At 75.3% G+C, this 25017-nt stretch carries 25 protein-coding genes; 12 read left to right on the top strand and 13 right to left on the bottom strand.

Going from position 1 to position 25017, the window contains the following annotated elements; genetic code table 11:
- Positions 1-27: 27 nt before the first annotated feature.
- A complete protein-coding gene (locus LPU61_RS30745) occupies positions 28-741 on the bottom strand; it encodes a histidine phosphatase family protein (protein ID WP_043968776.1) in 714 nt (237 codons plus the stop codon).
- A 756-nt stretch (positions 742-1497) separates the two neighbouring features.
- Between LPU61_RS30745 and LPU61_RS30740 the strand changes: the two genes are divergently transcribed.
- Positions 1498-2106 (top strand): hypothetical protein, encoded by a 609-nt coding sequence (locus LPU61_RS30740; RefSeq protein WP_043968775.1) that lies wholly within the window; start codon positions 1498-1500, stop codon positions 2104-2106.
- A gap of 124 nt (positions 2107-2230) precedes the next feature.
- Here the strand turns inward: LPU61_RS30740 and LPU61_RS30735 are convergent, their stop codons facing one another.
- Together LPU61_RS30735 and LPU61_RS30730 are read right to left on the bottom strand one after the other, a co-directional pair.
- Positions 2231-3067 (bottom strand): undecaprenyl-diphosphate phosphatase, encoded by an 837-nt coding sequence (locus tag LPU61_RS30735; protein ID WP_043968773.1) that lies wholly within the window; start codon positions 3065-3067, stop codon positions 2231-2233.
- The gene (locus tag LPU61_RS30730) at positions 3064-4116 is read right to left on the bottom strand and encodes an LLM class F420-dependent oxidoreductase (RefSeq protein WP_043968772.1); all 1053 of its coding nucleotides are present in this window, start codon (positions 4114-4116) and stop codon (positions 3064-3066) included. The genes LPU61_RS30735 and LPU61_RS30730 overlap by 4 nt, the downstream gene beginning before the upstream one ends.
- 183 nt (positions 4117-4299) lie before the next feature.
- Between LPU61_RS30730 and LPU61_RS30725 the strand changes: the two genes are divergently transcribed.
- Positions 4300-5271: an aldo/keto reductase gene (locus tag LPU61_RS30725; protein ID WP_043968769.1), complete on the top strand. Its 972-nt coding sequence runs from the start codon at positions 4300-4302 to the stop codon at positions 5269-5271.
- Between the two features lie 81 nt (positions 5272-5352).
- On the top strand, positions 5353-5544 hold the full coding sequence (locus LPU61_RS30720; RefSeq protein ID WP_043969542.1) for a DUF5703 family protein: 192 nt from the start codon (positions 5353-5355) through the stop codon (positions 5542-5544).
- A gap of 66 nt (positions 5545-5610) precedes the next feature.
- On the opposite strand, the gene LPU61_RS30715 is transcribed toward LPU61_RS30720, so the two are convergent.
- Both LPU61_RS30715 and LPU61_RS30710 read right to left on the bottom strand, forming a co-directional pair.
- On the bottom strand, positions 5611-6291 hold the full coding sequence (locus LPU61_RS30715; RefSeq protein WP_229406891.1) for a hypothetical protein: 681 nt from the start codon (positions 6289-6291) through the stop codon (positions 5611-5613).
- A 60-nt stretch (positions 6292-6351) separates the two neighbouring features.
- Positions 6352-7680, bottom strand: a complete 1329-nt coding sequence (locus LPU61_RS30710; RefSeq protein WP_043968764.1) for a M20/M25/M40 family metallo-hydrolase — start codon at positions 7678-7680, stop codon at positions 6352-6354.
- A 195-nt stretch (positions 7681-7875) separates the two neighbouring features.
- Between LPU61_RS30710 and LPU61_RS30705 the strand changes: the two genes are divergently transcribed.
- The 3 genes from LPU61_RS30705 to LPU61_RS30695 all read left to right on the top strand — a co-directional run bounded on the left by LPU61_RS30705 (position 7876) and on the right by LPU61_RS30695 (position 9883).
- The gene (locus LPU61_RS30705) at positions 7876-8490 is read left to right on the top strand and encodes a hemerythrin domain-containing protein (protein WP_043968763.1); all 615 of its coding nucleotides are present in this window, start codon (positions 7876-7878) and stop codon (positions 8488-8490) included.
- A gap of 123 nt (positions 8491-8613) precedes the next feature.
- Positions 8614-9627, top strand: coding sequence for a LysR family transcriptional regulator (locus LPU61_RS30700; RefSeq protein ID WP_043968762.1), 1014 nt, complete (start codon positions 8614-8616; stop codon positions 9625-9627).
- A gap of 19 nt (positions 9628-9646) precedes the next feature.
- Positions 9647-9883: a hypothetical protein gene (locus LPU61_RS30695; protein ID WP_043968761.1), complete on the top strand. Its 237-nt coding sequence runs from the start codon at positions 9647-9649 to the stop codon at positions 9881-9883.
- 97 nt (positions 9884-9980) lie between these two features.
- Here the strand turns inward: LPU61_RS30695 and LPU61_RS30690 are convergent, their stop codons facing one another.
- The 3 genes from LPU61_RS30690 to LPU61_RS30680 are packed head-to-tail and all read right to left on the bottom strand — an operon-like array spanning position 9981 to position 13076.
- The gene (locus LPU61_RS30690; RefSeq protein WP_043968760.1) at positions 9981-10331 is read right to left on the bottom strand and encodes a DUF3140 domain-containing protein; all 351 of its coding nucleotides are present in this window, start codon (positions 10329-10331) and stop codon (positions 9981-9983) included.
- Entirely contained in the window at positions 10331-10504 is a 174-nt protein-coding gene (locus LPU61_RS30685; protein ID WP_158229503.1) for a hypothetical protein, read from the bottom strand. Before LPU61_RS30685 ends, LPU61_RS30690 begins: the two co-directional genes overlap by 1 nt.
- Before the next feature lie 16 nt (positions 10505-10520).
- Complete coding sequence (locus LPU61_RS30680) at positions 10521-13076, bottom strand: ATP-dependent Clp protease ATP-binding subunit (RefSeq protein ID WP_229406890.1); 2556 nt, start codon at positions 13074-13076, stop codon at positions 10521-10523.
- Positions 13077-13352: 276 nt separating this feature from the next.
- Between LPU61_RS30680 and LPU61_RS30675 the strand changes: the two genes are divergently transcribed.
- The 5 genes from LPU61_RS30675 (at position 13353) to LPU61_RS30655 (ending at position 18664) form a co-directional block, all read left to right on the top strand.
- A complete protein-coding gene (locus LPU61_RS30675; RefSeq protein WP_043968756.1) occupies positions 13353-13730 on the top strand; it encodes a hypothetical protein in 378 nt (125 codons plus the stop codon).
- Between the two features lie 281 nt (positions 13731-14011).
- Complete coding sequence (locus tag LPU61_RS30670) at positions 14012-14272, top strand: hypothetical protein (protein WP_007076395.1); 261 nt, start codon at positions 14012-14014, stop codon at positions 14270-14272.
- A 9-nt stretch (positions 14273-14281) separates the two neighbouring features.
- The gene (locus LPU61_RS30665) at positions 14282-15325 is read left to right on the top strand and encodes a hypothetical protein (protein ID WP_229406889.1); all 1044 of its coding nucleotides are present in this window, start codon (positions 14282-14284) and stop codon (positions 15323-15325) included.
- On the top strand, positions 15318-18002 hold the full coding sequence (locus LPU61_RS30660; RefSeq protein ID WP_229406888.1) for an FtsK/SpoIIIE domain-containing protein: 2685 nt from the start codon (positions 15318-15320) through the stop codon (positions 18000-18002). Before LPU61_RS30665 ends, LPU61_RS30660 begins: the two co-directional genes overlap by 8 nt.
- The gene (locus tag LPU61_RS30655; protein ID WP_091284127.1) at positions 17999-18664 is read left to right on the top strand and encodes a hypothetical protein; all 666 of its coding nucleotides are present in this window, start codon (positions 17999-18001) and stop codon (positions 18662-18664) included. Before LPU61_RS30660 ends, LPU61_RS30655 begins: the two co-directional genes overlap by 4 nt.
- Positions 18665-18678: 14 nt before the next feature.
- Here the strand turns inward: LPU61_RS30655 and LPU61_RS30650 are convergent, their stop codons facing one another.
- From LPU61_RS30650 to LPU61_RS30640, 3 genes are all read right to left on the bottom strand, one after another.
- Positions 18679-19956, bottom strand: a complete 1278-nt coding sequence (locus LPU61_RS30650; RefSeq protein WP_229406887.1) for a cupin domain-containing protein — start codon at positions 19954-19956, stop codon at positions 18679-18681.
- A gap of 9 nt (positions 19957-19965) precedes the next feature.
- On the bottom strand, positions 19966-20271 hold the full coding sequence (locus LPU61_RS30645) for a hypothetical protein (protein WP_043968749.1): 306 nt from the start codon (positions 20269-20271) through the stop codon (positions 19966-19968).
- Positions 20272-20426: 155 nt separating this feature from the next.
- Entirely contained in the window at positions 20427-21914 is a 1488-nt protein-coding gene (locus tag LPU61_RS30640) for an endo-1,4-beta-xylanase (RefSeq protein ID WP_229406886.1), read from the bottom strand.
- Positions 21915-22124: 210 nt separating this feature from the next.
- Here LPU61_RS30640 and LPU61_RS30635 point away from each other — a divergent pair, with 210 nt between their 5' ends.
- Positions 22125-23459 carry an MFS transporter gene (locus tag LPU61_RS30635; protein ID WP_229406885.1) on the top strand — a complete coding sequence of 445 codons (1335 nt, stop codon included), beginning with the start codon at positions 22125-22127 and terminating at the stop codon, positions 23457-23459.
- Here the strand turns inward: LPU61_RS30635 and LPU61_RS30630 are convergent.
- Positions 23449-23877 carry a DUF2267 domain-containing protein gene (locus tag LPU61_RS30630; protein ID WP_229406884.1) on the bottom strand — a complete coding sequence of 143 codons (429 nt, stop codon included), beginning with the start codon at positions 23875-23877 and terminating at the stop codon, positions 23449-23451. The two genes, LPU61_RS30635 and LPU61_RS30630, sit on opposite strands and share 11 nt — an antisense overlap.
- Before the next feature lie 347 nt (positions 23878-24224).
- A complete protein-coding gene (locus LPU61_RS30625) occupies positions 24225-24902 on the bottom strand; it encodes a hypothetical protein (RefSeq protein ID WP_052503996.1) in 678 nt (225 codons plus the stop codon).
- Positions 24903-25017 lie beyond the last annotated feature (115 nt).

Genomic DNA, 25017 nt, shown 5'->3' with positions numbered 1-25017 from the left:
GGACCGGGAGGACGCCCGCCGCCGGCCTCACCGCGTGGCCCCCGCTCCCCCGCCGACCGCCGCGTCGGACTCCGCCGGCCGCGTGGCCCGCCGTCGGCGCCGGCGCGGCGGCGGCACCAGCCCGGCCAGGTCACCGCCGGTGTCGTTGAGCCGCAGCAGGAAGGGCCGCAGCGGCGTGTACCGGATCGCCGTGACCGACGCCGGGTCCGCGACGATGCGCTGAAAAAGATCAAGGTGTACGCCGAGCGCGTCCGCGACGATGGCCTTGATCACATCGCCGTGGCTGCACGCCAACCAGACCGCCTCGGGCCCGTGCTCGGCGGTGATCCGGGCGTCCCAGGAACGCACCGTGGCGACAGCTCGGGCCGCCATCGCCGCCATGGCCTCCCCGTCGGGAAAGACGACGGCGCTCGGGTGCTGCTGGACCACCGGCCAGAGCGGTTCCTTGGCGAGCTTCTTGAGCGGCTGTCCCTCCCAACTGCCGTACCCGCACTCGATCAGCCCCTCGTCCACCGTCGGCGCGGCCTGCGGCAGGGCCAGTTCCAGGGTCTGCCGGCACCGGACCAGCGGGCTGGTCACCACCGCTGCGAGGGGCAGCCCGCGCAGCCGCTCACCCACCGCCGTCGCCTGGGCCCGGCCCGTGTCGTCCAGCTCGACGGGCTGCCGTCCGGCGAGACCGCCGTCGGCGTTCGCGGTGGTGCGGCCGTGCCGCAGGAGGAGAAGAGTCGCCACGCTGCCCACCCTAGGCGGTACGGACCGGGCCGCGGCGAGAGGTTGATCGACTCCGTGTCGGTGACATGGCGGCATCAACGCGCCGGGATACCCCCACCTGCCCGGCATCCCACCACGCGACCGCCCGATTGGGTGGTTTGTCCGACCCGGCGCGGTGGCGTGGGACGGGTCCGGCGTGGGCGCGACGTGGGGCGGGGCGGGGCCGGGGTGACCGACGGACCCCGGGGCGGGCGGGCCGGCGGGGCGTGGCTGGGTTGATCGACTTCATGTCGGGGAGGTGGGGGTATCCCGCGTCGTTGATACCGCCACCTGCCCGGCATCCCGTCACCCCTCCGCCGGAATGGGCGGATTGTCCGCCCCGGTGGGGCGGCGAGGGGGCGGGCGGGGTGACCGGCGGCACCCCGCGGCCGGAATCCTGGCCGGGGCGGGGGCGTTACACCTGACGGACGACCGCAGCAGCACCCCGGATCCCCCGATCCGGCAGGCCCCGGGCCGCTCGCGTGCTGGCTCACCCGACGCGCCTGCCCCACCGACGCCCGGTCCGCCCCGCGGCGTGCCGGCCGCCTCGGCATCAGGCCCCGGGGAATGGGGACGGGTCGCCGGTCGTTACACCCGGACCCGGCGCGGTACCTCACGGCAGCCGCCCCGGCCCTCCCTCATCTTTTTCTTTCCCCCTTTGTTCGTTGTTCGGGCGCCTCGACGTGGTGCTCACACCCGCCCACCCCTACGGGCCGGTGTCGACCCCCCCGATAGGAGACACCCCTCATGAACACGACCATCCTGCGTAAGAGCGTCCTCGGCATCGCCGGACTCGCGTTCGCCGGTGGCCTCGCCGCCGGCCCCCTCCACCACGCCACCACCACCGACACCGGCACTGTTGACGCGCGGCCCGTCGCCGCCGTACAGGCCGACACGACCGCCGCCGTGGACACGGCCAAGCTGATCCCGCACGGCGTGCAGGGCACGCAGTCGCGCATCGACCTCGACGCCGAACAGACCGCCAACGCCAAGGCCATCATCGCCGCCACCAAGAAGACCGGCCTCGACGAACGCGCCGCGGTCATCTCCATCGGCACCGCCCTGCAGGAATCGAAGCTGCAGAACCTCGGCCACCTCGGCGACCGCAACGACCACGACTCCCTCGGCCTGTTCCAGCAACGCCCCTCCAGCGGCTGGGGTTCGCCGGAGCAGATCACCGACCCGCAGTACGCCACCACCGCGTTCCTCAAGGGCCTGCGACAGGTCGACGGCTGGCACGACATGCCCCTGACCGACGCCGCCCAGACCGTCCAGGTCTCCGCCTACCCCGACGCCTACGCGCAGTGGGAGCAGCAGGCCGCCGACCTCGTCACCCAGCACTGGAACAACAGCTGACCCAGCGAACACACGCCGCCGGCCGGGCCCCGATCACCGGGGCCCGGCCGGCGGCGTCTCCACCTCACCCAGCCGAGCGCAGGGAAAGGGCTCCGTTAGAAGATGCCCTTCCTTGCAAGCGCTCCTAGGTGGCGGCGATGGTGCCCGTCATCAGGAGGGCGAGCACGAGGGTGCCCAGGGCCACCCGGTACAGCACGAAGACGTAGAGGGTGTGGTGGGCGACGTAGCGCAGCAGCCAGGCGATGGCCGCGTAGCCGATGACGAAGGCGATGAGCGTGGCCACCACCATCTGCGCCCCGCTCGGCGTGGACGTCCCCGGCGCGGACGGCTCGAAGACGTCCCCGACGCTGAAGATGCCGGACATCACGACCGCCGGGATGGCGAGCAGGAACGAGTACCGGGCCGCCGCCTCCCGGGTGAGGTTGAGCAGCAGTCCGGCGGTGAGCGTGCCGCCGGAGCGGGACACCCCGGGGATCAGCGCCATCGCCTGGGCGAAGCCCATGACGATGCCGTCGCGCATCCGGAAGTTCTCCAGGGTGCGGTGCTGGCGCCCCCAGTACTCGGCGAAGGCCAGCACGAACGCGAAGACGATCAGGGTGGTGGCGACCAGCCACAGGTTGCGCCCGGCGGTGCGGATCTGGTCCTTGAACAGGAAGCCGAACAGCCCGATCGGGATCGAGCCGACGATGACGTACCAGCCCATCCGGTAGTCGAGGCTGGCACGCACCGAGCGGTCCCAGAGCCCGACGATCCAGGTTCGGGTGATCCGCCAGATGTCCTTGGCGAAGTAGATGAGCACCGCCGCCTCGGTGCCGAGCTGGGTGACGGCGGTGAACGACGCGCCGGCGTCCCGGCCGAAGAAGATCGCCGAGGTGATGCGCAGGTGCCCCGACGAGCTGACCGGCAGAAACTCCGTGAGCCCCTGGACGACGCCCAGGACGATGGCCTCGATCCAGGTCACTCGCCGACCCCGGACATCTCGAGGGCCTCGGCGACGGTGCGCAGCGTCTGCACGCCGCTGTCGCGGTCGGCGACGAAGAGGGTCACCGACAGGGTGGTGACGCCGGCGGCGGCGTACTCGCGCAGGCGCTCGGCGATGCGCTCCTTGGGCCCGAGCAGCGAGGTGCGGTCGATGAACTCCATCGGCACGGCGGCGGCCGCGTCGCGCTGCCGCTTGGCCAGGTAGAGGTCCTGCACCTCGCGGGCGGCGTCGCCGTAGCCCATCCGGGTGGCGAGCTGGTTGTAGAAGTTTTGCTGCCGGCTGCCCATGCCGCCGACGTAGAGGGCGGCGTACCAGCGGACCAGCTCGGCGCAGGTCGCGACGTCGTCGCCGACGACCACCGGCACCGACGGCACGACGTCGAAGCCGGCCAGCTCCTTGCCGGCCTTCGCCCGGCCGGCGGCCACGGCGGCGAGCTGCTCGTCGGCGAACTCCGGGGCGTAGAAGACGGCCAGCCAGCCGTCGGCGATCTCGCCGGCCAGCTCCAGGTTCTTCGGGCCGACGGCGGCGAGGTAGATCGGGACCTGCTCGCGCGGCGGGTGGAAGCCCAGCCGCAGCGCCTTGCCGGGGCCGTCGGGCAGCGGCAGGGTGTAGAACTCGCCGTCGTACGCGACCTCCTTGCGGGCGATGGCGAGCTTGACGATGTCGACGTACTCGCGGGTGCGGGCGAGGGGCTTGGCGAAGCGCACCCCGTGCCAGCCCTCGGAGACCTGGGGGCCGGAGACGCCCAGGCCGAGCCGGAACCGGCCGCCGGAGAGCGTGTCGATGGTCGCCGCCGTCATGGCGGTCATGGCCGGGGTCCGGGCGGGGATCTGCATCACCGCGCTGCCGACGTCGATCCGTTCGGTCTGGCCGGCGATCCAGGCCAGCATGCTCGGCGAGTCGGAGCCGTACGCCTCCGCCGCCCACACCACCGAGTAGCCGAGCCGGTCGGCCTCCTGGGCGAGCGCCAAATGGTCGGCGGGTGTGCTCCACGCCGTCTGGTATCCGAGACTGAGCCCGAGTCGCACTGGTCCTCCCCCATCGGCGCACCACAGGTCGCATCAGGTTACGCAATGCGGGCGGCCCGGCCGATCACCGGCTCACCCCCGAACCCGCCGCCCGGCCGGGTGCAGGGTGTCGCCCGGAGGGCGAGCAGGAACTTGACGGGAGCGAGGATATCCGTGGCGGCGGGTTCGAAATAAGGTTCACCCATGCAACAGCGACCGCTCGGCCGAAGCGGGCTGGCGGTTTCCCGGCTCGCGCTCGGCACCATGACCTGGGGCCGGGACACCGACGCCGACGACGCGGCCGCCCAGCTCAAGAGCTTTCTCGACGCGGGCGGCAACCTGGTGGACACCGCCGACGTGTACGGCGACGGGGACGCGGAGTCGGTCATCGGGTCGCTGCTGGGCAGCCTGGTTCCCCGCGACGAGCTGCTGATCGCGACGAAGGCGGGGCTGCGGCCGGGCAGCGGCCGGCGCCGAGACGGCTCCCGGGGTCACCTGCTGCGCACCCTGGACGCCTCGCTGCGCCGGCTCGGCACGGACCACGTCGACCTGTGGCAGGTCCACGGGTACGACCCGGACACGCCCCTGGAGGAGACCCTCGCGGCGCTGGACCACGCGGTGGCCAGCGGCCGGGTCCGCTACGTCGGGGTGTCGAACTTCTCGGGCTGGCAGACGGCCCGGGCGGCGGCCTGGCAGGCGGCCTGGCCGGGGCGCGCGCCGGTGGTGGCCGCCCAGGTGGAGTACTCGCTGCTGGAGCGGGGCGTCGAGCGGGAGGTGCTGCCGGCGTGCGCGGCGCTGGGGCTGGGGGTGCTGCCCTGGTCGCCGCTGGGGCGGGGGGTGCTCACCGGCAAGTACCGGCACGGCCGGCCGGCGGACTCGCGGGCGGCGTCGCCGCACTTCGAGCCGTTCGTGGCGACGTACCTGGAGCCGCGCTGCTCCAGCATCGTGGAGGCGGTGGCCACGGCGGCCGGGGGGTTGGGCGTGTCGCCGCTGGAGGTGGCGCTCGCGTGGATCCGGGACCGGCCGGGCGTGACGGCGCCGATCCTCGGCGCGCGGACGGTCGGGCAGTTGCTCGGCGCGCTCCAGGTGGAGCGGATGACGCTGCCGGCGGAGATCATCGTCGCGCTCGACGACGTGTCGGCGGTGCCGGTGGGCTATCCCGAGCGGGACGGCTGAGCGGATCCGGCCAGGCCCCCGCGCTGCCGGGCGGGGCGCGGAGGGTGGCGGACGGCCGCCGGGCTGGGCAGCATGGAACGCATGGACTACGAATACGCGCCGCTGCGGCTGCCCTCGAACGTCGACCGGCTGACCGCCGCGGCGCAGTTGGCGATCCAGGCGGAGTTCTCCGGGTGGGAGCTGGCCCGGGTGCGGTTGTACCGGGACGGCACGCGGCAGGTGGTGCTGCGGCGCCGTGTGGTGAACCAGCCGCAGCCCGGCCTGTCGTACTGACCCGGGCGGCACGAGCCCGGCGTCCCGGGGCCCGGCCGGCTGGCCGGGCCCCGGGACGAGCCCGGCCTAGTGGTGGTGCCCCGCGTGGTCGTGGCCCGCGTGGTCGTGCTCCTCGTCGGTCACGTCGAGGAACGGGTGCTCGTCGAGGCGGCCCACGAGGCGGTCGTCGGCGGCCGGCTGGAACGGGCCCACCGGATCGTCGTCGTCGAAGGACTCCAGGTCGACGGGGGTGCCGACCTCGCTGACCATCACGACCCCGTCGAGCGGCTCCAGCTCCGGCACGTCCAGCGCGGACAGCGAGCCGTCGCCGCTCTGCAGCAGCTCCAGCACCGCCTCGCCGACGCCCTCGACGGGTGCGGCCTCGTCCTCCTCGGGGGTGCCCTCGCGGCGGGCGGCCTCGGCGGCCCGGATCAGCGCGGCGACGCTGGGCACCCGGTAGTCGCGGCGCTGGCGCACCGAGATGACCCGGGGGTGCGGGTCGGTCGCCTCGACGCCCTCGGCCGTGCCGAAGCGCTCGTCGGCCTCGTCGGGGTCGATGGACTCGACATCCCAGGGTGTGACCTCGCCGAACGCGTCGAGCAACTGCTCGTCGTAGGCGAACGAGGCGTTGTTCAGGGCGACGTACGCCTGCCAGACGTCGTCGTCGTCGATGCGGCCCTGTGCGGCGCGGACGGCGGCCAGGTGGTGGCGGGCGGCGTCGATCACCCGCTCCAGGGCGGCGTCCAGCTCACCGTGCTGGTCGGTCATGTGCGTTCCCTTCGCGATGGGGGACGATCCGTGCCGGGCGGGATGGGGCGGCGGACACGGTCAGCAATTCCGGAGGAAGCGGTCGAGAACCCGCACGCCGAACTGTAGTCCGTCCACCGGCACCCGCTCGTCGATGCCGTGGAACAGGCCGGAGAAGTTGAGGTCGGGCGGCAGCCGCAGCGGGGCGAAGCCGAAGCAGCGGATGCCGAGCTGCGAGAACGCCTTGGCGTCGGTGCCGCCGGAGAGCATGTAGGGCACGGGCCGGGCGCCCGGGTCCTCCGCCCGCAGCGCCGCCGACATGGCCTCGACGAGGTCGCCGTCGAAGGTGGTCTCCAGGGCGGGCTGGCGGTGGACGTACTCGATGGCGATGTCGGGGCCGACCAGCTCGCGCAGTTGCTGTTCGAGGAGCTCGGACTGGCCGGGCAGGCTGCGGCAGTCGATGGTGGCGGTGGCCCGGCCGGGGATGACGTTGTCCTTGTAGCCGGCGGCGAGCCGGGTCGGGTTGGCGGTGTTGCGGATGGTCGCGCCGATGATGTTGGCGATGGGGCCGAGCTTGGCGATGGCCGCCTCCGGGTCCTCGGGGTCGAGTTCGACGCCGAGCAGGTCGGAGACCTCCTCCAGGAAGGCCCGCACGGTGTCGGTGACGACCACGGGGAAGCGGTGCCGGCCGATGCGGGCGACGGCCTCGGCGAGCGCGGTGACGGCGTTGTCGTCGTGCACCATCGAGCCGTGGCCGGGGCGGCCCTTGGCGTGCAGCCGCAGCCAGTCGATGCCCTTCTCGGCGGTCTCGATGAGGTAGAGCCGCTGCGACGCGTCGACGGTGTAGGAGAAGCCGCCGACCTCGCCGATGGCCTCGGTGCAGCCGTCGAAGGCGTCGCGGTGGTGCTGGACGAGGTAGTGCGCCCCGTAGTCGCTGCCGGCCTCCTCGTCGGCGGTGAACGCCAGCACGATGTCGCGGGCGGGCCGGACGCCGGTGCGTTGCCAGTTCCGCACCACGGCCAGCACCATGGCGTCGAAGTCCTTCATGTCGATCGCGCCCCGACCCCACAGGTAGCCGTCGCGCAGCTCGCCGGAGAACGGGTGCACCGACCACTCGTCGGCGTCGGCGGGGACGACGTCGAGGTGGCCGTGGACGAGCAGGGCGTCCCGGCCGGGGTCGGCGCCGGGGATGCGGGCGACGAGGCTGGCCCGGCCGGGGGCGGACTCGTGGATGCGGGACTCGACGCCCACCTCGGCGAGCTTCTCCGCGACGTACTCCGCGGCGAAGCGCTCGCCCGCGCTGGTGGCGTTGTCCCCGGTGTTGGTGGTGTCGATGCGCAGCAGGTCGCGGCAGAGGTCGACGACCTCGGCGGTGGGGTCGGGCGGGGCGGAGGCGGCGTCGCTCGTCATCGGTTCTTCATACCAGCCGCGCCGGTCGGGCAGCTCCCCCGGCCGCCCGACACCGCCGCCGGCGCCCCGGGCGGCCTGGTCGCGCGGGCCCGCCGTTTCGGCGGTACGCGGTCTGGGTACCGCCGCTGCCGTCCCGCACCGCTCACCGGGCCGCCTCCTCCTCGCAGCGCGCGCCCGCCCGCCGAGGAGGGCACCATGACCGTTCCCCTGCCGCCGCTGCCGCCCGTGCCCGAGGAGGGCTACCGACCCGGCGGCCCGAGCGTGGTCGACCTCGTCGGCCGCGAGCACCGGCAGCTGCTCGACCTGGTCGACCGGGTCACCGGCCCGGACGCCGCGCCGCAGCGGCTCGCCGAGGTCGTCGAGGTGCTGACCGCCGTGGTGTCGCGGCACCTGTCGGCGGAGGAGCAGTACCTGTTCCCCGCCGTCCGGGCGGCGGTGCCCGGGGCGGCCGCGGCGGTCGACCGGGAGGTCGGGGCGGCGGCCGAGCTGCTGGCCGCCCTGAAGTCGCTGGCCGGGCCGGCGGATCCGGCGTTGGCCGACGTTGCCGACCGGGTGCGCCGGCACGTCGCCGGGACGGCGGCGCTGCTGGCGTCGCTGCGCGAGGTGGCCACCGCCGCCGAGTTGATCCGGCTGGGCAACCGGTGGGAGATCGCCGAGGAGGCCGCGCCGACCCGGCCGCACCCGGGGACGCCGGCGAGCCCGCCGTGGAACCGGATCGTCGAGCCGGCGGTGGGGGTGGTGGACAAGGTCCGCGACGCCGTGACGGGGCGGCCCACGTACGCGTCGGACCTGCTTCCACCCGGCGACTGACCGGATACCGGACGGTTACGACGGGGTCACCGACCGGATACCGGGCGGTCACCAATAGACATTGGCCAACTCCTATCCGCCAGAGCCCTTCCATCGATCCTTCCGTGGTCATACCGTCACCGTATGAATCTGGAGCTGAGACACCTGCGGGTGGTCTGCGCCATCGCGGAGACGGGGAGCGTGACGAAGGCGGCGTCCACGCTCGGCCTGGCCCAGCCGGCGCTGACCGCCCAGCTCCAACGCATCGAGCGGGCACTCGGTGGGCCGCTGTTCGAACGGGACCGCCGGGGCGCCCGGCCCACCGCGCTCGGCGAGCTGGTGCTGGCCCGGGCCCGGGTGCTGCTGCCGGCCATGCAGGGCCTCCAGGACGAGGCGGCCCGGCTGGCCGGCGCGGGCCCGACCCCCGCCCGGTACCGCTTCGGCGGGGTGAACAGCCCCATCCTCGGCCGCCTGGTGCACCGGCTCGCCGCCGCGCACCCACAGGCCCAGATCACCACGTACGCCTCCTGGTCCGCCGACGAGCTGGCCCAGCTCGTCGGCGGCGGCCGGCTGGACTACGCGCTGGTCGGGGTCTGCGGCGACGCCGTTCCGCCGGCCGGGTACGGGCTGACCTGGCGGGAGGTGGCGTTGGAGCCGGTGCAGGTGCTGCTGCCCGAGCAGCACCCGATGGCCGACCACGACGAGGTGCGGCTGGTGGACCTGCGCGCCGAGCAGTGGGTCGCCGCACCCGGCGACGGCTGCTTCGGCGACTGCTTTGCCGCCGCCTGCGCCCGCGCCGGCTTCACCCCCCGCAAGGTGTACGAGGCCGACGTGCGCGGCTGCATCGACCTGGTGGAGGCCGGCGCGGCGGTGGCCCTGTGCCAGGCCACCTTCCGCCCGGTCCCCGGCCTGGTGACCCGCCGGCTGGCCGGGGCGCCGCTGCGCTGGCGGCTGCTGCTGGGCTGGCACCCCGACTCGGCCGGCGCGAGCTTCGCCGAGGAGGTGCTGGAGGCGGCGGTGGCCGTGTACGACGACTCGCTCGCCACGCACCCCGACTACCTGGCCTGGCTGCTGCGGCACCCCGACTTCGGGGTACGCCGGTCGGCACCGGCCGGGCCGCTCGCCGGGGGCGCCGGTTCCGGGGTGCGAACCGCCTGACGGTGGGTATCACGGGCCCATGACCGATGCCCAACCGACCGCCGACGACCGGGAGACCCTGCGCGTGGCGGCCGCCGCGCACAGCGCCGCCGCCCGGGACGTGGAGGCGTTCCTGCGCCGCCTGCCCGAGGTCCCCGGCCCCGCCGACGTGACCGAGTACGCCACCCTGCTCAGCCGGGAGGAGCGGGCGCGCGGGGAACGCCAGGCCGCCGCCGACGCCTTCGGCCTGCAGATCGGCAGCATGGAATCGGAGTGAGCCCGGCCCGGCCGAGGCCCCGCCGCCGTCGCCGGGCAGCGGGGCCTTCACCGGTCGGGCCGTCGCACGCGGGCCCGGCGGGCCGACGGGCGGGAGGTCAGCGTTCCACGAGGGCGTCGTGGCCCAGGTCGAGCAGGGCACGCCGCCACTCGTCGTCGGCGACGCCGTCGGCCGGGCGGGCGGCGGTCAGGGACCGGATCCGGTCGACCGCCTCCCGCATCACCTCGATGTCCTCGCGGGTGAGGTCGACCTTGCGCTTGCGCAGCACGGCCAGGATCTGCCGGCCCGGCTCGGGCAGGTCGAGGTCGGGCCCCGCCCCGAACGACTCCGTGCCGGAGCCGCGGGTCAGCAGCCAGCTGCGCAGCTGCTCGGAGGTCACGTTCACCTCGGCGTGGAAGTCCTCCCAGAGCACCTCGACCTCGGGATCGAGTCGCGCCTCGCGTACCATCACGCCTCCTCTCCGGGCGGCGGCCCGGACGGCTCCGGATCGCCGGTGTGGGAACCCAGGCCCTCCGGCGGCACCCGCACCCGCGCGGGGTTGGCCGTCGGCGGTGCCTCGATCGGCTCGCTGCGGTCCGGGTCGGTCCCGGCCTCCTCGGCGGCCTCCTCGGGCTCGGTCATCTGCGGCCTCCGCCCTTCACCGGGGGTGGGACGTCGTGGCGGCGGTGTAGCCCCGGTCGCCGGCGCCCACCTCGAAGGCCAGCGCGCCGTCGCGGGCGTCCACGGTGACCCGCTGCCCGGGCGAGACGGCGCTCTCCAGCAGCATCCGGGACAGCCGGTTGTCCACCTCGCGCTGGATCACCCGGCGCAGCGGGCGGGCACCGAACTCCGGCTGGTAGCCGTGCTCGGCGAGCCAGTCGATCCCGGCGACGGTGAACGCGACGTCAATGTCCTGGGCGTGCAGGCGGCGGCGGGTCTCCTCCAGCAGCAGCTCGGTGATCTGGCGCAGCTGCTGCTGCTCCAGCCGCCGGAAGATGATCACCTCGTCGATGCGGTTGAGGAACTCCGGGCGGAAGTTCTCCTGGAGCCGGCGCATCAGCCGCTCGCGCAGCTCGTCGCTCTCCCGCTCGGAGCCGGGCTCGCCCGCGCCGAAGCCCACGGCGCGCTGGGTGCCGGTGATCAGCTCCGAACCGAGGTTGCTCGTCATGATCAGTACGGTGTTCTTGAAGTTCACCGTCCGGCCCTGGCTGTCGGTGAGCCGGCCGTCGTCGAGCACCTGGAGCAGGATGTTGAACACGTCGGGGTGGGCCTTCTCGATCTCGTCGAGCAGCACCACCGCGTACGGGCGGCGGCGCACCGCCTCGGTGAGCTGGCCGGCCTCCTCGTAGCCGACGTAGCCGGGGGGCGCGCCGACGAGCCGGGCGACGGTGTGCCGCTCCTGGAACTCGCTCATGTCCAGCCGGATCATCCGGTCGGCCTCGCCGAACAGCGCCTCCGCCAGGGCCCGGCCCAGCTCCGTCTTGCCCACGCCCGTGGGGCCGAGGAAGAGGAAGCTACCCATCGGCCGGTTCGGGTCGGCCAGCCCGGTGCGGGAGCGGCGCACCGCCTCGGCGACCGCGCCGACCGCGTCGTCCTGGCCGACGACCTTCTGGTGCAGGTGCCCCTCCAGGCGCAGCAGCCGGTCGCGTTCCTCCTCGGTGAGCTGGGCGACCGGGATGCCGGTGGCCCGGGACACCACCTCGGCGATCTCCTGCGGGCCGACGGCCGGGACCTGGGAGCCGCTGCCGTCGTCGCCCTTGGCCCGGCTGATCTGCGCCTCCAGCTCGGCGAGCCGGTCGCGCAGGGCCGACGCCCGCTCGTACTGCTCGTCGGCGACCGCCTGCTCCTTGTCCCGGCGTACCTCGTCGAGCTGCTGCTCCAGCTCCCGCACGTCGGAGGCGGGGGTGCGGTTGCGCAGCCGCACCCGGGCCCCGGCCTGGTCGATCAGGTCGATGGCCTTGTCGGGCAGGTACCGGTCGGTGACGTACCGGTCGGACAGCTCGGCGGCGGCGACCAGCGCCTCGTCGGTGAACCGGACCTGGTGGTGTGCCTCGTAGCGGTCCCGCAGGCCGCGCAGGATGGCGACGGTGTCCTCGACGGTGGGCTCGGGCACCAGCACCGGCTGGAACCGGCGGGCGAGCGCGGCGTCCTTCTCGATGCTGCGGCGGTGCTCGTCCAGGGTGGTCGCGCCGATCACCCGCAGTTCACCGCGGGCCAGCGCCGGCTTGAGCATGTTGGACGCGTCCATGCCGCCCTCGCTGCCCGCCCCGCCCGCGCCGACCAGGGTGTGGATCTCGTCGAGGAAGATGATCAGCTCGTCGCGGTGGGCGCGGATCTCCTCGATGACCTTCTTGAGCCGCTCCTCGAAGTCGCCCCGGTAACGGGTGCCGGCGACCAGGCCCGCCAGGTCGAGCTGCACCACCCGCTTGCCGATCAGCGTCTGCGGCACGTCGCCGTCGCAGATCCGCTCGGCCAGGCCCTCCACGATCGCGGTCTTGCCGACGCCGGCCTCGCCGATGAGCACCGGGTTGTTCTTCGTCCGCCGGGACAGGATCTCCACGGCCTGCTCGATCTCGGCGGCCCGCCCGATCACCGGGTCGATCTGGTCGTTGCGCGCCAGCTCGGTGAGGTCCTGGCCGTACTGGTCGAGGGTCGGGGTGCCGTGGTCGGGCTTCGGGCCGGACATCGGGCCGCGCTCGGCGCTGGCCGCCTGCAACGACTCGGGCTGGATCCGGCCGGCGGCCAGCATCCGGCCCGCCGGCGACTCCGGGTTCAGCGGCAGCGCCATCAGGATGTGCTCGGGGCCGATGTAGTTGGCGCCCATCGCGCGGGAGAGCTGGTGGGCGTCGAGCAGCGCCCGCTTCGCGGCCGGGGTCAGGGACAGGTTCGGCGGCACCTCTCCCCCGGGCTTGCCCTCGCCGCGCCCGCCGAGGGCGTTGACCAGGGCGTCCGGGTCGGCGCCGGCCCGGCGTACCAGGTCGCGCAGCGCGTCGCGCTGCAACGCCGCCCAGAGCAGGTGGTCGGTGTCGAGGTCGTTGCTGTGCCGCTGCGCCGCCCGGCGGGCCGCGTCGGCGAGCATCTCCCGGGCGTCGGCGGTCATCAGCCGGGTGATGTCGACCCGGTGCGCCGGCCGGCGTCCCCCCTCGCCCCGGCCGAAGTACCGGGCCAGGAACTCGTCCCACGGGTCGGAGCCGAGGTCGCCGGGTCCCATCATCGTTGTCCTCCCGCGGGTCGGGCACGCTCGCCGGTGCGGTCGCCGCCGGCACGGTCGGCGGTGGCTACCCGGCGGCCGGCGCGACAAACGCGGCCGGAGGCGGGGACGGGCCGGGCGGGCCGGGCGGGAGCAGAGCGGGAGGAGGCGCAGGGCACGGGGCGGCACGGGGAGGAGGCGTGGGGCACGGGGCGGCGGGCCGGCGCCGGGGCGGCGACGCGGGCGGGTGACCCGGCGGGCCGGGCGGGGACGACCGCACGGCGGTGGCAGGCTGGGGGCATGGAGCCGACGCCGCTGCTGATCGTGGACGCCGCCAACGTGGTGGGCTCGCGCCCCGACGGGTGGTGGCGGGACCGGGCCGGGGCCACCGCCCGGCTGCGCGACGCCCTCGTCCCGCTGGCCGAGTCCGGGGTCCCGCCGCACCTGCCCGGGCCGGCGGAGGTGGTGCTGGTGGTGGAGGGCGCCGCGCGGGGCGTCCCGGCCGTGCCGGGCGTGCGGGTGGTCGCCGCCCCGGGGTCGGGCGACGACACCATCGTCGGCCTCGTCGGGGCCGCCCCGGGCCGCCGCCGCCTCGTGGTCACCGCCGACCGTGAGCTGCGCTCCCGGGTGGGCGCGCTGGGCGCCGAGGTCCAGGGCCCCCGCTGGCTCCCCACCTGACCCCCACCCCACCCCACCCCACCCACCCCGGCCGGTGATCAAGAGAAGAGTGTCAGGGTTGATCTCGACGGTGACGCAAACCTCTTGATCACCGGACGCCCGGCCGAGGGGGGTGAGTCCTGTGGGTGGGATCGGGTGACGCGCGGACGAGACATTCGGGCGGGGTTTGCGCACGTCAGTGACGTAATCGGACAGCCGGGCAGCAACACCGACAGGGCGGATGTTCTCTCCCCACGGGGGATGGGTTGTAATGGAGATCTCCCCGCCCCCAGGAGGTCCCCGTGGCGAGCGTCGCCGAGCTGAAGGCAGCCATCGATGTCGCCCTCCAACAGATCGGCGACGGGCAGACCGCGGTGCAGGCGGCCGGTGAGAAGCTGGCCGAGGCGCAGCAGACACTGGCCGGGGCGCTGGAGGGCAGCGGGCACGAGACCGTCGAGGCGGCGCAGGCGTCACTGACCCAGGCCAGCCAGGAGCTGGAGGAATGCCTCGCGGCGACCCTCGTCGCGGTGGAGCAGGCGCAACTCTACGTCTCGACCCTGTAAGGGGCGGGCGTGTCCATCATCGAGGACGTCGGGGCCCAGGTGCGGGCCGCCGCGGAGGAGTTCCCGCTGGCCCAGCTCGCCCTCGCGCTGGAGAAGTTCGGTCAGGCCACCGAGCGGCTGCGCTGGGTGCGGCAGGAGTCGGCCAACCCGATGGGGGTGCCGGAGCTGTCCGCGGCCGTCGAGCACGCCGAGTCCGCCGGGCACGCGCTGCGGGTGGCCCAGGAGCAACTGTCGACGTACCTCTCGGCCATCGGCCTGGCCCCCGACGGCGCGCCGCCGGCCCGCCCGGCCGGCGACCGGCAGGTGCACGACGCCCCGCGCGACGCGCCGCCCGCCGCCGGCGACGGACCGCCCCCGGCCCGCGACGACAACCCGGTGCTGCGCCGCTGGTGGGCGGTGCGGGTAGCGGAGCTGACCGGCGGCCGGGAGGGCGCGCCGGACGAGCCGGACGAGCGGATCGGCGATTCCCGGGAGCTGCTGCGCCGGGTCGCCGACGGGGTCCGTGGCGGCGACCGGGACCGGCTGCACCGCGAGCTGCGCGCCGCACACGCCGACGTCGGCCTCGGCCTGGCCGCGCTCGCCCCGCCGCTGCTGCGCGAGCTGGCCGGGGAGCTGCTCGGGCACCCGCCCCGCGCCGACGACCTGCCCCGGCTGCGTCGGGAGCTGGACGGCCGGGTGCGCGACCTGCTGCCCGGGCTGCCCCCGCCGGTGCTGGAGACGCTGCTGACCCGGGTCTGCCGGATGCCCCCGCCGCCGCGCGGCAGCGGCGAGGAGCAGCCGCACGCCGCCGACGCGGCCGTCACCGCCGGCGTGGTCACCGCCGTGCTGCTGGCCCGCCTCGGCAAGGACCTGCCCCACGACGAGGGGCAGGCCGACAAGGAGAGCGGGCCCGCGCAGCAGAAGCGTCGCGAGGCCGAACGCGACGCCTGGGACGAGGCGACGCGGCAGCGGGCGGACCGCGAGCGCGCCGCCCGGGAGCGGGCCGCGCAGGGCCTGCCCCCCGTGCGGCCCGCGCCGCCCACCGGGCGCGCCGGCCGGGGGTCCGATGGCTGACCGCCGCGCCCAGCTGGTGACCCGGGTGCGGGGCATGCTCTCCGAGGCGCTGGGCGCCACCCGGCACCGGCTCGCCGTCGCCGACGCCGAGCTGGCCGCCGCCCGGGACCGGCTGGCCAGGGTGCAGCACGCCGCGGCGGCCGTGCCGGAGAAGGTGGGGGCGCAGAGGGACCGGCGGCTCGCCGAGATCGACGCCCGGCACACCGCCCGGATCGCCGAGCTGGCCCGCCGGGCCGTCGACGCCGCCCGCCGCGAGGCGCCCGGCGCGGCCAGCGCCGACTGGGCGCAGTGGACCGCGACGCCGGCCGGTCGCGGCGAGACCCCCGGCGCCGTACGCGTCGGCACCGTGCGCATCCCCGGCGCGGAGCCGGTGCCGGCGCTGGTGCCGCTGCTCGACGCCGGGCACGTGCACCTGAGCGGGGCCGGGGCCGACGGCGGGGCTGCCGTGGTGCCGGCGCTGCTGCTGCGCAGCCTGGGTCGGGCCGACCCGGGCGCGGTGCGGCTGTTCGGCTACGACCCGGAGCACCTCGGCGGGGGGCTGGCCGGTTTCGCCCCGCTGGGCACCGCCGGGCTGCTCACCTTCGTCGGCCCGGGCGGGCTGGGCCGGCTGCTCGACGACCTGGTGGAGCAGATCCGCCGGATCAACGAGACCGTGCTCGCCGGGGAATACCGCTCGCTGCGGGAGCTGGCCGCCGCGACGGGCCGCCGCCCCGAGCCGTGGCGGGTGGCGGTGCTGCTCGGCGGCGACGAGCTGTCCCGGCACGAGCGCGGCCAGCTCGACCGGGTCGTACGCACCGGCGCGGCGTGCGGGGTGCACCTGGTCGTACGCGGCGTGCCGGTGCCGGACGACCCGACGGTGACCCGGGTCGTGGTGGGCCCCGACGGCGCCCGGGTGGGCGGCCCGCCCGGCCTGCCGGTGACCCTGGACCCGCCGCCGCCGGCCACGCTGGTCACCGAGACGTGCCGGCAGGTCGCCGCCCGGGTCAACGCCGGCCCCCCGCCAGCCCCGTTCACCGACCTGCTGCCGCCGCCGGAGCAGATGTGGCGGGAGGATTCCTCGACGGGGCTGACCGCGCCCATCGGCGAGGGCCCGCACGGCCGCCCGGTGCTGCTCAATCTCGGCGACTACCCGCCGCACGCGCTGATCGGCGGGCCGTCCGGCACCGGCAAGACCAACCTGATCTTCGCCTGGATCGGGGCGCTGGCCTCCCGCTACTCCCCCGCCGAGCTGGAGTTCTACCTGCTCGACTTCAAGGAGGGGGTGTCCTTCGCCCGGTTCGCCCAGGGCCGGCGGGACCCGAGCTGGCTGCCGCACATGCGGCTCGTCGGGATCAACGTCAACACCGACCGGGAGTTCGGGCTGGCGCTGCTGCGGTTCCTCGCCGAGGAGCTGCGTCGGCGCGCCGACGCGGCGAAGAAGCACGAGGTCACCAAGCTCGCCGAGCTGCGGGCGGTCGACCCGACCGGGCACTGGCCCCGCATCGTCGCGGTGGTCGACGAGTTCCAGGCGCTGCTGGCCGGCCGGGACGTGGTCGCCCGGGAGGCCGCCGACCTGCTCGAAGACCTGGCCCGCCGGGGCCGTTCCCAGGGCATCCACCTGGTGCTGGCCTCGCAGGACGTGCGCGGCATCGAGGCGCTGTGGGGGCGGCCGGCGCTGGTCGCCCAGTTCACCCTGCGCATCGCGCTGCCCAAGGCGCTGCGCATCCTCGCCGAACGCAACGACGCCGCCCAGTCCCTGCCCCGCCACCACGCGGTGGTCAACGCCGAGTCGGGCCTGGTCGAGGGCAACGAGGTGGCGCGCATCCCGTCGGCCAGCGACTGGGACGCGTGGAGCGAGCTGCAGCACCGGCTGTGGCGGATGCGCCCCGCCGACGCGAAGCCGGCCCGGCTCTTCGACGGCGACGCGATCCCCCGGCTCGCCGACGCCCCGGACTTCCGGGCGCTCACCCCGCCCGAGGGCGACGGGGTGCCGCGCAGCCCGGTGGCCCTGCTCGGGGAGATCATCGACGTGCAGGCCCGCTCGGCGGCGCTGCGGCTGCCCCGGGCGCCCGGGCGTAACCTCGCCGTGCTGGGCACCCGCGTCGACGAGGCGTGCGCCGTGCTGGACGCCGCCGCCCGGTCGCTGGCCCGCCAGCACCGCCCCGGCACCGCCCGGTACTCCATCGCCTGCCTCGACCCCGACGCCGACCCGGCCGCCCGGGAGCTCTACGCCGACCTGGCCGACGACGCCGCCTGGTACGACGACGAGACCGTACCGGAGCTGATGGCCGAGACGGCGGCGGCCCTGGACCGGCCGGGCACCCCCGCCACCCCGCACTACCTGCTGCTGTACGCGGTCGACGCGGCGGCGGGGCGGCTGGCCGCACGGGTCGGCGGGCGCACCGGGCTGGAGCACCTGCGGCGCATCCTGCACGACGGCCCGGAGCGGCGCACCCACGTGCTGGCCTGGTGGCGCGGCGTGGCCCGGATGCGGGTCGACCTCGGCGGGCCGGCCGCCCGCACCGACCAGATCGGCGCGTGGGTGGCCCTCGACGTGCAGGGCGGCGAGCTGGGCTCGTCGCTGTATCCGGGCAGCGGCGGCCCCGACTGGTATCCCCGGCCGTGGCGGGGGCTCTTCTTCGACCGGGCGGCGCACCGCACCGGGCAGGTCATCATCCCCTACGGACCGTCGGCGTGAACGAACCGGTGACCAGTGAGACGTACGCGGCGCAGGTGCGGCGGCTGGCCGAGCTGACCGACCGGGTGCGCACCCAGCGCGCCGAGGCCCACGCCTGGCACGAGCAGCAGTGCGCCGCCGCCGAGCGGGCCGTCGCCGAGGCCGCCGAGCAGTTGCGCGAGGCCGAGCGGGAGGCGGCCGACGCCCGCGAGCTGGTGGAGCGGGTGGACGCCGAGGCGGCCCACCTGTGGCAGCAGTTGCGGGCCCGGTTGGGCGCGGGTGCCCGCCGGCTCGGCGACCCGCCCGGCCCGGCCCGGGACGCCTCGGGCGACCCGCTGCTGCTGTTGCACGGGGTGCGCGGGCTGCTGGACCGCACCCGGCAGCCCGGCGAGCTGCCCGCCTCGGCGAACCCGCTGCTGGCGCTGTGCGGGGTGGTGGGCGCGGCGCTGATGTTCGCGCTCGGCCTCGGTGCCCGGGCGCTGGGGGCCCGCAACGGCGGGGACCTGGCGGTGGGCCTGCCGGTGTTGGCGCTGGTGGTGACCCTGCTCGGCCCGCTGGTCGGGTTGGCCCTGGCCAAGCGGCTCGCGGACCGTCGGCACGCGGTGCTGTCGCCCCGGCCGGTCACGGTCGTCCTGGTGGCGGGCCTGGTGACGACCGGGGTGCTGCTGGTCCTCGCCCGCTGAGAAGGTGCCCTTCCTCACCCCTCGGCCGGGACGGCGATCGCCTCGCGCAGCAGGCGGCGGGCGAGGACGACCCGGTCGGCGTCGTCGTCGAGACCGGGCAGGTCGCCGACCCGGCTCACCGCGCCCGTGAGCAGCGCGCGCAGCGCCGGCTCGCAGCCGGCGGGCAGGGTGAGCACCCGGTCGAACAGGCGCAGCGCGACCTTGTCGTCCCCGGTCGGGTCGAGCCGCCAGCGCAGTCCCGGCCGGGGCGCGAGCCGGGTGTCGGCGGCGACGGCGGCGAGCGCGGCGGCCTGGGCCAGGGGCCGGATCGGGGCGGGCCGGGCGGCCGGCCAGGCGCGTTGGCGCAGCCGCGCGGCCACGGCCGCCGGGTCGGCGCGCAGCAGCCAGTTCCGCAGCGCCTCGACGGTCTCGGTCAGCTCCGGCTCGATCGCGTCGGGGTCGGCCACGTCGGTGCCGAACGGCAGGCCGGCGCGCAGCCGGGCATCGGCGGCGGCGAGGGCCAGCAGCTCCTCGACGATGGCGTACCGGGTCAGGGCCCGGATGCCGACGGTCAGGTGCAGGGAGCTGGTCTCCTGGGCCTGGGCGCTGTGCAGCCAGCCGCGCGGCAGGTAGAGCGCGTCGCCCGGTTCGAGGACCACGTCGAGCGCGGCGGGCCCCTGGGCGGTCGCGGAGACCTCGTCGGCCCGGCCGCCCCAGGGCTGCCGTTCGAGGGGGTCGGGCAGCACCGGCGGGTGGATGCGCCAGTGCTTGCGCCCGTCGACCTGGAGCACGAAGACGTCGTGGGTGTCGTAGTGGGTGGCGAAGCCCTGGCTGCCGGCCGGGGTCAGGTAGGCGTTGACCTGCAGCGGCTGCGCGAGGGCGGTGCCGAGGTCGCGGGCGAAGTCGATGAGGGCGGGCCAGGTGCGGTGCAGGCCCTGGAGCACGAGGGTCGCGCCGGAGGCGTACAGCTCCAGGACCCGCTCGTCGAGGACCTGGTCGCCGATCTCGGCGCCCGCGCCGCCGCCGCCGGTCCAGCGCGCCGCCGGCACGAGCTGGCCGTCCTTGGCGATGCGCAGGAAGGGGGTACGCAGCCCGCGCCGGCTGAGCAGCTCGTCGGCGTCGGCGGGGCCGAGCAGGTCGGTGAAGCCGTCGGCGTTGGGCAGCTCGGCGGCGCGGGACAGCAGCGGCGCCCGGCCCCAGTGGGCGGCGGCGAACTTGCCCGGCTCGACGGCGACGCAGCGCGCGAGGGCGCGGGCGGCGGCAGCCGGGACCGCCGGGCGGCCGTGGCCGCCCGGCGGGTCGGTGATCGTCATCGCGAGGCGTCAGACGGCGCTGCCGTCGGCGCCGCCGTCCCGGTGGCCCGGGGTGGCACCGCCGTCAGCCGGACCCTCCGCGCCACCGTCGGCACCGCCGTCCTGCTGACCCGGGGTCGCGCCGCCGTCGGCCGGGCCCTCGGCACCGCCGTCGGCACCGCCGTCCTGCTGACCCGGGGTGGCCCCGCCGTCAGCCGGACCCTCCGCGCCGCCGTCGGCACCGCCGTCCTGCTGACCGGGGGTGGCACCGCCGTCGGCCGGGCCCTCCAGGCCGCCGCCGCTGGTCGTCTGGATGTCGTCGTCGTTGAGTGCCATGCGGTGCTCCCTCGCCAAGTTCCCGCCCCGCCGCGCGGCGGGGGTTCGTCGTGCGACGGGTGGTACCCCCGGCACGATCTTCTCTAACCCCACCGTAGACGGCGCGTCCCGCCGGCACGTCCGGTTCGCCCGGTGTGCCGGCGGGACGCGGGCGGTCAGCCGTTGGCGCAGACCTTGCCGTTGAACGTGAAGCTGGTGGGCGACGGGTTGGACCCGGTGTGGGTGCCCTGGAAGCCGAAGCTCACCGTGCCGCCGACGGCCACGGCACCGTTGTAGCTGGCGTTGCGGGCCAGCACCTGGGTGCCGGACTGGCTGACGGTGGCGTTCCAGGCGTTGGTGACCTGCTGCCCGGCGGTGAAGTAGAAGCCGAAGCTCCAGGCGTTGACGGGGTCGGGGCCGTCGTTGCGGATCCGGATCTCGGCGGTGAAGCCGTTGCCCCAGGAGTTCGGCACGTACGTCACCGTGCAGCTGCCGTTCGGGGCGGGCGTCGTCGGGGCCGGCGTGGTGGGCGCGGGCGTGGTGGGCACGGGGGTGGTCGGGACCGGCGTGGTCGGTGCGGGCGTGGTCGGGGTGGTGCCGCTGCCGAGGGCCTCGGCGACCGCCTGGTACGCGGGCTTCGGCGCGTAGTTGTCGTCCCAGATCAGCGCGGCGCCCTCACCGGGGAAGGTCCCCGGGATCCAGGAGTACTTGTCGGTGATGCCCCAGACGGTGACGCCCTGGCACCGGGCCACGGCGAGGCAGATGTTCATGACCTTCTTGTAGTCGGCGGCCTGCGTGGCCAGCTTCGAGGAGTTCGCCGGGGTGGACATCCGGATGTCCAGCTCGGTGACCCGCACGTCGACGCCGAGGTCGGTGAAGCGCTGAAGGTTGGCCTGCATGTCGCCGGGGACCTGCCCGATGATCAGGTGCGCCTGGAAGCCGACGCAGTCGATCGGCACGCCCCGGGCCTTGAAGTCCTTCACCAGGTTGTAGATCGCGGTGCTCTTGGCGTTGATGCCGTCGGTGCTGTAGTCGTTGATGCACAGCTTCGCGTCCGGGTCGGCGGCGCGGGCGGCGCGGAACGCCTCCTCGATCCAGCTGTTGCCGATGCGCTGCTGGAGGATGCTGTCGCGGCGTCCACCGGAGCCGCCGTCGGCGAACGCCTCGTTGACGACGTCCCAGGCGAAGACCTTGCCCTTGTAGTGGCCGGCGACCCCGGCGATGTGGTTCTTCATCGCCGCGAGCAGGTCGGAGCCGGAGAGGTTCGACGTCCAGCCGGGCATCTGGTTGTGCCAGACGAGGGTGTGGCCGTACACCTTCTTGTTGCTGCCCACGGCGTAGTTGACGACCGCGTCGCCCTGCCCGAAGGAGAACTGGTTGCGGTTGGGCTCGGTGACTTCCCACTTCATCGCGTTCTCGGCGACGACGAGGTTGAACTCGGCGTCGGCGATCTGCTTGTACGGGCTCTCGGAGAGCCGGTTGGGGTCCAGGGCGAAGCCGATGTCGCGGCCCTTGGCGTCGGCGAGGCTCCTCAGGCTGGCGGCGGCCTCGGCGGTGCCGGGTTGGGCGACGGCGATGCCCATGGCGAGCGCGCTCGTGGCGGCGAGCAGGCCAGCCAGCAGGCCCGACCTGGTGCGCCGACCGATGTGGTGGTGGATGCGCATGCGTTCCCTGTCCTTCGTTACGGGTCGCCAGCCACGGCGACGACGAGACGATGGGAGCGCTCCCGACATCCTGTCAGCATCGACACCCGTCGTCAACCGACCGGCCCGCCGCATGCGGCGCCCGGCGAAGGGCCACTGCCGAGCCCGGACCGGCTTCCCAGATAGCAAGATAATCGTCTCTCATATCGGGATGGCAGCTAGCCTCTGGCCATGGCCGACTCCCGCCGGTGGGTCATGCTCGGCATCGGCACCGCCGCGCAGACCGCAGGCACCCTCTACCTGTACGGGCTGCCGTTCCTGCTGCCCGCGCTACGCCGCACCACCGACCTGCCGCTGTGGGAGCTGGGCCTGCTGGTGGCCTGCCCCAGCCTCGGCATGGTGCTCGCCCTCATCGGCTGGGGCGTCCTGGCCGACCGGCGGGGCGAGCGCTTCGTCATCGGCCTGGGCCTGACCGGCGGGGCCGCGTTCCTGGCCGGGGCCGCCTCCGCCGCCGGGCCGGCCCTGTTCGTGCTCCTGGCCCTCGCCGGGGCCGCCGGTTCCGCCGTGTACGCCGCCAGCGGCCGGGTGGTGACCGGCTGGTTCGCGCCCGGCGAGCGGGGCCTGGCGATGGGCATCCGGCAGACGTCGCAGCCGCTGGGCGTGGCGGCGGCCTCGGCGGTCCTGCCGGTGCTGGCCGACTCCGGCGGCCCCCGGCTGGCGCTGCTGGTCGCCGCCGCGGTCTCCGCGCTGACCGGGATCGTGGCCGCCCTGCTGCTGGTCGACGGGCCGAGGCCCACCGCCGGCCGGACCGCCGCCGCCTCGCCCGCCAGCGGCTCGCCCACCACCGCAGAGCCCGCCGCCTCGCCAGGCTCCGGTGCCGGCGCGACCCACGCGCGGTCGCCGTACCGGTCGCCGACGCTGTGGCGGGTGCACGGGGCGAGCGCCCTGCTGGTCGTGGCGCAGTTCGTCGTCGGCGCGTACGCGCTGGACTACCTCGTCACCGAACGCGGCTGGCCGGTGCGTACCGCCGGGCCGTTGATCGCGGGGGCGCAGCTCGTCGCGGCGGCGGCGCGGGTGCTCGCCGGCCGCTGGTCGGACCGGTCCGCCCAGCGGCTCCGGCCGCTGCGGGTCATCGCCGCCGGCACCGCCGCCGCCCTCGGGGCCCTCGCCGTGGCCGAGACGCTGCACGCCCCGCCGGCGGCCCCGCTGCTGCTGGTCGCCCTCGTCGCCACGGTCAGCTGGCACGGCGTCGCGTACGCGGCCGTCGCGGACGTGGCCCCGGCGAGCTGGGCGGGCCGGGCCACCAGCGCACAGACCGTGCTGCAGAACGTGGCCGCCACGGCCACCCCGCCGCTGTTCGGGCTGGCCGTGGCGGGGCTGGGCTTCGGGCCGGGGTTCGCCGTCGCCGCCCTGTTCCCGCTCGCCGCCGTGGCGGTGCTGCACGGCCTCACCGTCGACGGTCGCCCGTCCACCCGCCCACCCGACCCGGGCACCGCCGCCGGAGCCGACGGGGCCGGCCGACCCCTGTCGGGATCGGCCGGCCGGCGTCCGGGCGTCAGGGAATGAGCTGGGCCAGGTCGCGGGGCATGGTGGAGCGGACGTCCTCCCACTCCCCCTGGGTGACGTGCCGGCGCAGGGTGTCCAGCACCACCTGGACCACGCGCTCCGGGCCGCCCTCGACGTCGTACGGGAAGCCCTGGCGGACCTCGTAGAGGAAGTCGTCCCGGTTCAGCTTGATCGGCACGTCCGACGGCTGCCAGCCGTCGAAGTAGATGCCCCGCAGCAGCACCGGCAACTGCGCGGCGAACTCCACGCTCTCCTGCACCGGCATCCGGTCGCGCAGCAGGTGCAGCACCGTGCGCAGGGCCCCGTACGACTGGTTGCGCTGCTCCTTCGGCCAGCCGTACGCCGCCTCGATGTCCTTCAGGATCAGGTTGGTCTTGTCCAGCGAACTCTCGAACGCCGAGATCAGCTGCTCAGCCATCTGCCCACCCCCGTAGGTCGGTCGTGTCCGGTGTCGGTGACCCTCACCGTCGGTCGTCTTCGCGGCGCGGCGGCCCGGCCGGGCCGCGCCACTGCCGAACGGGGCTGACCCGACCGGGCCGCGCCACCGCGCGGGGGCGGTCCCCGGCCGACCCGACCACGTGCAACACGCCGCCGCGCCGTCGATCCGGCACGTCCCGAACCGTCATCGTGCGCACCCCCTACCCAGCTCGGGTGGCCCACCGACGGGCCACGCACACCGCCCACCCTGCGCCCCGCCCGGGTGAGGCCGCCTCACCCCGTGGGGATGAGACCGGCCGCCGGCAGCTCGCAGGGCACGGGCAACGGTCAGCCGCCGGAGCCCTCCGCCGCGCCGTCGGGGGCGAAGGCGTCGTCGCCCGGACCGGCGTCCAGGTGGACGTGCTGGTGGCCCTGGCCGGTGTCGATGTTGACCTGATCGAGCTGGGTGGCCGCGACCGACCAAGCGGCCACCGCCTGCGCCGCCTGTCGTTTCGCCAGCTCCGTCAGAGCGCCCCGCTGGGTCGGCGGCCCGGTGACAGCGAGGAGATACGACTCGACAGCCAGGGACGCCTGCTCCACAGCGCCCTGCAGCCCTGCGCGCGCCACGTTGGTGGCGGTGGTGCCCGACGGAGGGTTGGCGAACGGCTCCGCGGCCCGAAGCAGGGTCTGTCGCCACTGGCGGGCCTGCTCCGGGCCCGGCTGCCCACCGTCCGACGGAGCCGCCCGGATGGCGCCGAGAATGGGAGAGATCTCGTCACGAAGGCGTCGGGCCGTCGTCGTCAGCTCGGCCACCTGCTGGGTGTCACGCTCCACCTCGGCCCTGCGCATGTCCGCCACAGCCGATTCGACGCCGTCCGGTCGGCTGGCCGTGTAGCCGGTGGCACCGCCCACGAGAACGCCCGTGAGCCCGATCGCCGCCACGACGGCGGCCAGACGGGCCTTGCTGCGGCGGCGCGTGTCAGACGCCGCCAGCAGGTAGGAGGGCTTGCCGGTACGGCGCGACACGACTTCTCCTCGGGCCGACGAAAGTTCGGTCGCAGCGTAGCTTTCTCCGCTGGCCCTAGTCGATAGTCCGCTGCCGGGCTGATGCCGCCCACGTCGGCCCGGGACCCTAGGGGTA

The organism is Micromonospora sp. NBRC 110038 (assembly GCF_020884815.1).
GTDB lineage: Bacteria > Actinomycetota > Actinomycetes > Mycobacteriales > Micromonosporaceae > Micromonospora > Micromonospora haikouensis.
Note: the sequence above shows the minus strand (reverse complement) of the source record. Positions and strands in the feature narration are given on the sequence as shown.

What these genes read in the sequence shown, in the direction of transcription:
- LPU61_RS30740 (WP_043968775.1), top strand. Translation starts at nt 1,498, where the DNA reads ATGAACACGACCATCCTGCGTAAGAGCGTCCTCGGCATCGCCGGACTC.
- LPU61_RS30725 (WP_043968769.1), top strand. Translation starts at nt 4,300, where the DNA reads ATGCAACAGCGACCGCTCGGCCGAAGCGGGCTGGCGGTTTCCCGGCTC.
- LPU61_RS30720 (WP_043969542.1), top strand. Translation starts at nt 5,353, where the DNA reads ATGGACTACGAATACGCGCCGCTGCGGCTGCCCTCGAACGTCGACCGG.
- LPU61_RS30715 (WP_229406891.1), bottom strand. Translation starts at nt 6,291, where the DNA reads ATGACCGACCAGCACGGTGAGCTGGACGCCGCCCTGGAGCGGGTGATC.
- LPU61_RS30710 (WP_043968764.1), bottom strand. Translation starts at nt 7,680, where the DNA reads ATGACGAGCGACGCCGCCTCCGCCCCGCCCGACCCCACCGCCGAGGTC.
- LPU61_RS30705 (WP_043968763.1), top strand. Translation starts at nt 7,876, where the DNA reads ATGACCGTTCCCCTGCCGCCGCTGCCGCCCGTGCCCGAGGAGGGCTAC.
- LPU61_RS30700 (WP_043968762.1), top strand. Translation starts at nt 8,614, where the DNA reads ATGAATCTGGAGCTGAGACACCTGCGGGTGGTCTGCGCCATCGCGGAG.
- LPU61_RS30695 (WP_043968761.1), top strand. Translation starts at nt 9,647, where the DNA reads ATGACCGATGCCCAACCGACCGCCGACGACCGGGAGACCCTGCGCGTG.
- LPU61_RS30690 (WP_043968760.1), bottom strand. Translation starts at nt 10,331, where the DNA reads ATGGTACGCGAGGCGCGACTCGATCCCGAGGTCGAGGTGCTCTGGGAG.
- LPU61_RS30685 (WP_158229503.1), bottom strand. Translation starts at nt 10,504, where the DNA reads ATGACCGAGCCCGAGGAGGCCGCCGAGGAGGCCGGGACCGACCCGGAC.
- LPU61_RS30680 (WP_229406890.1), bottom strand. Translation starts at nt 13,076, where the DNA reads ATGATGGGACCCGGCGACCTCGGCTCCGACCCGTGGGACGAGTTCCTG.
- LPU61_RS30675 (WP_043968756.1), top strand. Translation starts at nt 13,353, where the DNA reads ATGGAGCCGACGCCGCTGCTGATCGTGGACGCCGCCAACGTGGTGGGC.
- LPU61_RS30660 (WP_229406888.1), top strand. Translation starts at nt 15,318, where the DNA reads ATGGCTGACCGCCGCGCCCAGCTGGTGACCCGGGTGCGGGGCATGCTC.
- LPU61_RS30650 (WP_229406887.1), bottom strand. Translation starts at nt 19,956, where the DNA reads ATGACGATCACCGACCCGCCGGGCGGCCACGGCCGCCCGGCGGTCCCG.
- LPU61_RS30645 (WP_043968749.1), bottom strand. Translation starts at nt 20,271, where the DNA reads ATGGCACTCAACGACGACGACATCCAGACGACCAGCGGCGGCGGCCTG.
- LPU61_RS30640 (WP_229406886.1), bottom strand. Translation starts at nt 21,914, where the DNA reads ATGCGCATCCACCACCACATCGGTCGGCGCACCAGGTCGGGCCTGCTG.
- LPU61_RS30635 (WP_229406885.1), top strand. Translation starts at nt 22,125, where the DNA reads ATGGCCGACTCCCGCCGGTGGGTCATGCTCGGCATCGGCACCGCCGCG.
- LPU61_RS30630 (WP_229406884.1), bottom strand. Translation starts at nt 23,877, where the DNA reads ATGGCTGAGCAGCTGATCTCGGCGTTCGAGAGTTCGCTGGACAAGACC.